This window comes from Pseudomonas sp. RIT409, assembly GCF_003052515.2.
Lineage (GTDB): Bacteria > Pseudomonadota > Gammaproteobacteria > Pseudomonadales > Pseudomonadaceae > Aquipseudomonas.
In genome coordinates, this window is record NZ_QARE02000047.1 from 1 (window position 1) to 5,514 (window position 5,514).

Genomic DNA, 5,514 nt, shown 5'->3' on the forward strand with positions numbered 1-5,514 from the left:
TCTCACATGGGGAAACCCCACACTACCATCGGCGATGTATCGTTTCACTTCTGAGTTCGGGATGGGATCAGGTGGTTCCAACACTCTATGGTCGTCAAGAAATCCGGGTGCCGAGTCGTGACCTTGTGGTCGCGCCTTGGCGTATCAGGTATGTGATCGGTGCGTTGTGCGCAAACTTTCGGGGTGTCGTCTTCACAGTCACCGCAATCTGAGCCTTAAGCCTGCAGATTGCTTGGGTGTTATATGGTCAAGCCTCACGGGCAATTAGTATGGGTTAGCTCAACGCCTCACAGCGCTTACACACCCCACCTATCAACGTCGTAGTCTTCGACGGCCCTTCAGGGAACTCAAGGTTCCAGTGAGATCTCATCTTGAGGCAAGTTTCCCGCTTAGATGCTTTCAGCGGTTATCTTTTCCGAACATAGCTACCCGGCAATGCCACTGGCGTGACAACCGGAACACCAGAGGTTCGTCCACTCCGGTCCTCTCGTACTAGGAGCAGCCCCTCTCAAATCTCAAACGTCCACGGCAGATAGGGACCGAACTGTCTCACGACGTTCTAAACCCAGCTCGCGTACCACTTTAAATGGCGAACAGCCATACCCTTGGGACCGGCTTCAGCCCCAGGATGTGATGAGCCGACATCGAGGTGCCAAACACCGCCGTCGATATGAACTCTTGGGCGGTATCAGCCTGTTATCCCCGGAGTACCTTTTATCCGTTGAGCGATGGCCCTTCCATACAGAACCACCGGATCACTAAGACCTACTTTCGTACCTGCTCGACGTGTCTGTCTCGCAGTCAAGCGCGCTTTTGCCTTTATACTCTGCGACCGATTTCCGACCGGTCTGAGCGCACCTTCGTACTCCTCCGTTACTCTTTAGGAGGAGACCGCCCCAGTCAAACTACCCACCATACACTGTCCTCGATCCGGATCACGGACCTGAGTTAGAACCTCAAAGTTGCCAGGGTGGTATTTCAAGGATGGCTCCACGCAAACTGGCGTTCACGCTTCAAAGCCTCCCACCTATCCTACACAAGCAAATTCAAAGTCCAGTGCAAAGCTATAGTAAAGGTTCACGGGGTCTTTCCGTCTAGCCGCGGATACACTGCATCTTCACAGCGATTTCAATTTCACTGAGTCTCGGGTGGAGACAGCGCCGCCATCGTTACGCCATTCGTGCAGGTCGGAACTTACCCGACAAGGAATTTCGCTACCTTAGGACCGTTATAGTTACGGCCGCCGTTTACCGGGGCTTCGATCAAGAGCTTCGCTTGCGCTAACCCCATCAATTAACCTTCCGGCACCGGGCAGGCGTCACACCCTATACGTCCACTTTCGTGTTTGCAGAGTGCTGTGTTTTTAATAAACAGTCGCAGCGGCCTGGTATCTTCGACCGGCATGAGCTTACGGAGCAAGTCCTTCACCCTCACCGGCGCACCTTCTCCCGAAGTTACGGTGCCATTTTGCCTAGTTCCTTCACCCGAGTTCTCTCAAGCGCCTTGGTATTCTCTACCTAACCACCTGTGTCGGTTTGGGGTACGGTTCCCAGTTATCTGAAGCTTAGAAGCTTTTCTTGGAAGCATGGCATCAACCACTTCGCGTTCAAAAGAACGCTCGTCATCAGCTCTCGGCCTTGAAACCCCGGATTTACCTAAGATTTCAGCCTACCACCTTAAACCTGGACAACCAACGCCAGGCTGGCCTAGCCTTCTCCGTCCCTCCATCGCAATAACTGGAAGTACAGGAATATTAACCTGTTTTCCATCGACTACGCTTTTCAGCCTCGCCTTAGGGACCGACTAACCCTGCGTCGATTAACGTTGCGCAGGAAACCTTGGTCTTTCGGCGTGGGTGTTTTTCACACCCATTGTCGTTACTCATGTCAGCATTCGCACTTCTGATACCTCCAGCAAGCTTCTCAACTCACCTTCACAGGCTTACAGAACGCTCCTCTACCGCATCACTTGCGTGATACCCGTAGCTTCGGTGCATGGTTTGAGCCCCGTTACATCTTCCGCGCAGGCCGACTCGACTAGTGAGCTATTACGCTTTCTTTAAAGGGTGGCTGCTTCTAAGCCAACCTCCTAGCTGTCTAAGCCTTCCCACATCGTTTCCCACTTAACCATGACTTTGGGACCTTAGCTGACGGTCTGGGTTGTTTCCCTTTTCACGACGGACGTTAGCACCCGCCGTGTGTCTCCCATGCTCGGCACTTGTAGGTATTCGGAGTTTGCATCGGTTTGGTAAGTCGGGATGACCCCCTAGCCGAAACAGTGCTCTACCCCCTACAGTGATACATGAGGCGCTACCTAAATAGCTTTCGAGGAGAACCAGCTATCTCCGAGCTTGATTAGCCTTTCACTCCGATCCACAGGTCATCCGCTAACTTTTCAACGGTAGTCGGTTCGGTCCTCCAGTCAGTGTTACCTAACCTTCAACCTGCCCATGGATAGATCGCCCGGTTTCGGGTCTATTCCCAGCGACTTGACGCCCTATTAAGACTCGCTTTCGCTACGCCTCCCCTATTCGGTTAAGCTTGCCACTGAAAATAAGTCGCTGACCCATTATACAAAAGGTACGCAGTCACCTAACAAAGTAGGCTCCCACTGCTTGTACGCATACGGTTTCAGGATCTATTTCACTCCGCTCTCCGCGGTTCTTTTCGCCTTTCCCTCACGGTACTGGTTCACTATCGGTCAGTCAGTAGTATTTAGCCTTGGAGGATGGTCCCCCCATGTTCAGACAAGGTTTCTCGTGCCCCGTCCTACTCGATTTCATTGACAAGAGATTTTCGCGTACAGGGCTATCACCCACTATGGCCGCACTTTCCAGAGCGTTCCGCTAATCTCAAATCAACTTAAGGGCTGGTCCCCGTTCGCTCGCCACTACTAAGGGAATCTCGGTTGATTTCTTTTCCTCAGGGTACTTAGATGTTTCAGTTCCCCTGGTTCGCTTCGTGCACCTATGTATTCAGTGCAAGATAACTGTCTTGTGACAGTTGGGTTCCCCCATTCAGACATCTCCGGATCACAGTCTGTTTGCCGACTCCCCGAAGCTTTTCGCAGGCTACCACGTCTTTCATCGCCTCTGACTGCCAAGGCATCCACCGTATGCGCTTCTTCACTTGACCATATAACCCCAAGCAATCTGGTTATACTGTGAAGACGACATTCGCCGAAAGTTTGCATTCACAAACTTTACCTTAGCCTGTGCCCCGCCAGTGAAAGCGGTGCACAGTCTATCTTTCTATCACATACCCGAATTTTTAAAGAACGATCTAATCAAAGACTAGAAATCAACATTCACCACCGCAACGGGCGGAATGCTCATTTCTATGCTCTGACAAAAGCAGTCGCAGACCAGTAAATGGTGGAGCCAAGCGGGATCGAACCGCTGACCTCCTGCGTGCAAGGCAGGCGCTCTCCCAGCTGAGCTATGGCCCCGGGGAACTGGTAGGTCTGGGCAGATTTGAACTGCCGACCTCACCCTTATCAGGGGTGCGCTCTAACCAACTGAGCTACAGACCTAAAACTTAAAGCGTGTAGCTCAAAGCTTGAAGCTGCTTTTATCGTCTTCTTCAATGAATCAAGCAATTCGTGTGGGAGCTTGCGAAGCAGCCGAGTCTTCGATTAAGGAGGTGATCCAGCCGCAGGTTCCCCTACGGCTACCTTGTTACGACTTCACCCCAGTCATGAATCACACCGTGGTAACCGTCCTCCCGAAGGTTAGACTAGCTACTTCTGGTGCAACCCACTCCCATGGTGTGACGGGCGGTGTGTACAAGGCCCGGGAACGTATTCACCGCGACATTCTGATTCGCGATTACTAGCGATTCCGACTTCACGCAGTCGAGTTGCAGACTGCGATCCGGACTACGATCGGTTTTATGGGATTAGCTCCACCTCGCGGCTTGGCAACCCTTTGTACCGACCATTGTAGCACGTGTGTAGCCCAGGCCGTAAGGGCCATGATGACTTGACGTCATCCCCACCTTCCTCCGGTTTGTCACCGGCAGTCTCCTTAGAGTGCCCACCTTAACGTGCTGGTAACTAAGGACAAGGGTTGCGCTCGTTACGGGACTTAACCCAACATCTCACGACACGAGCTGACGACAGCCATGCAGCACCTGTCTCAGTGTTCCCGAAGGCACCAAGCCATCTCTGGCAAGTTCACTGGATGTCAAGGCCTGGTAAGGTTCTTCGCGTTGCTTCGAATTAAACCACATGCTCCACCGCTTGTGCGGGCCCCCGTCAATTCATTTGAGTTTTAACCTTGCGGCCGTACTCCCCAGGCGGTCAACTTAATGCGTTAGCTGCGCCACTAAAATCTCAAGGATTCCAACGGCTAGTTGACATCGTTTACGGCGTGGACTACCAGGGTATCTAATCCTGTTTGCTCCCCACGCTTTCGCACCTCAGTGTCAGTATGAGCCCAGGTGGTCGCCTTCGCCACTGGTGTTCCTTCCTATATCTACGCATTTCACCGCTACACAGGAAATTCCACCACCCTCTGCCCTACTCTAGCTTGCCAGTTTTGGATGCAGTTCCCAGGTTGAGCCCGGGGATTTCACATCCAACTTAACAAACCACCTACGCGCGCTTTACGCCCAGTAATTCCGATTAACGCTTGCACCCTCTGTATTACCGCGGCTGCTGGCACAGAGTTAGCCGGTGCTTATTCTGTCGGTAACGTCAAAATTGCACGGTATTAACGTACAACCCTTCCTCCCAACTTAAAGTGCTTTACAATCCGAAGACCTTCTTCACACACGCGGCATGGCTGGATCAGGCTTTCGCCCATTGTCCAATATTCCCCACTGCTGCCTCCCGTAGGAGTCTGGACCGTGTCTCAGTTCCAGTGTGACTGATCATCCTCTCAGACCAGTTACGGATCGTCGCCTTGGTGAGCCATTACCTCACCAACTAGCTAATCCGACCTAGGCTCATCTGATAGCGTGAGGTCCGAAGAGCCCCCACTTTCTCCCGTAGGACGTATGCGGTATTAGCGTCCCTTTCGAGACGTTGTCCCCCACTACCAGGCAGATTCCTAGGCATTACTCACCCGTCCGCCGCTGAATCAGGGAGCAAGCTCCCTTCATCCGCTCGACTTGCATGTGTTAGGCCTGCCGCCAGCGTTCAATCTGAGCCATGATCAAACTCTTCAGTTCAATACTGCAATCGGGTTTTGAGAAAACCCTCTAAACTTGGCTCAGCAATCGTTGGTTAAACCATGATTTCTCGCGGAGTAACTTGCATTGCTGATAATCTTGCGACTTCAGTCTTACGACACAAGCACCCACACGAATTGCTTGATTCAGTTGTTAAAGAGCGGTTGGCTGAGCGTTTCGTCTCAACCGAGGCGCGCATTCTACAGCAGCGTCTCGTGGTGTCAAGCGGTTATTTTCCGAAGCTTTCAAAGTTTCCTTTGCAACTTCAACCACTTGCGCTTCGTTCGATCTGGCATCTCACGTCAGCGGGAGGCGAATTCTACAGCGTTACAACCGGCTGTCA

The 5,514-nt window shown here is 52.3% G+C and carries 2 tRNA genes, 3 rRNA genes and 1 pseudogene; 1 reads left to right on the forward strand and 5 read right to left on the reverse strand.

Annotation, left to right across the window (positions count from 1 at the left end):
* From rrf to DBP26_RS26775, 5 genes are all read right to left on the reverse strand, one after another.
* A 5S ribosomal RNA gene (gene rrf, locus DBP26_RS26755) occupies nt 1-99 on the reverse strand; the annotation flags it as partial.
* A gap of 144 nt (nt 100-243) precedes the next feature.
* A 23S ribosomal RNA gene (locus DBP26_RS26760) occupies nt 244-3,134 on the reverse strand.
* Between the two features lie 237 nt (nt 3,135-3,371).
* Nucleotides 3,372-3,447: transfer RNA gene (locus DBP26_RS26765), tRNA-Ala, on the reverse strand.
* A gap of 7 nt (nt 3,448-3,454) precedes the next feature.
* A tRNA-Ile gene (locus tag DBP26_RS26770) sits at nt 3,455-3,531 on the reverse strand.
* Between the two features lie 103 nt (nt 3,532-3,634).
* Nucleotides 3,635-5,171: ribosomal RNA gene (locus tag DBP26_RS26775) — 16S ribosomal RNA — on the reverse strand.
* 137 nt (nt 5,172-5,308) lie between these two features.
* Here DBP26_RS26775 and DBP26_RS27430 point away from each other — a divergent pair.
* Nucleotides 5,309-5,514 (forward strand): annotated as a pseudogene (locus DBP26_RS27430) (hypothetical protein); the annotation flags it as partial.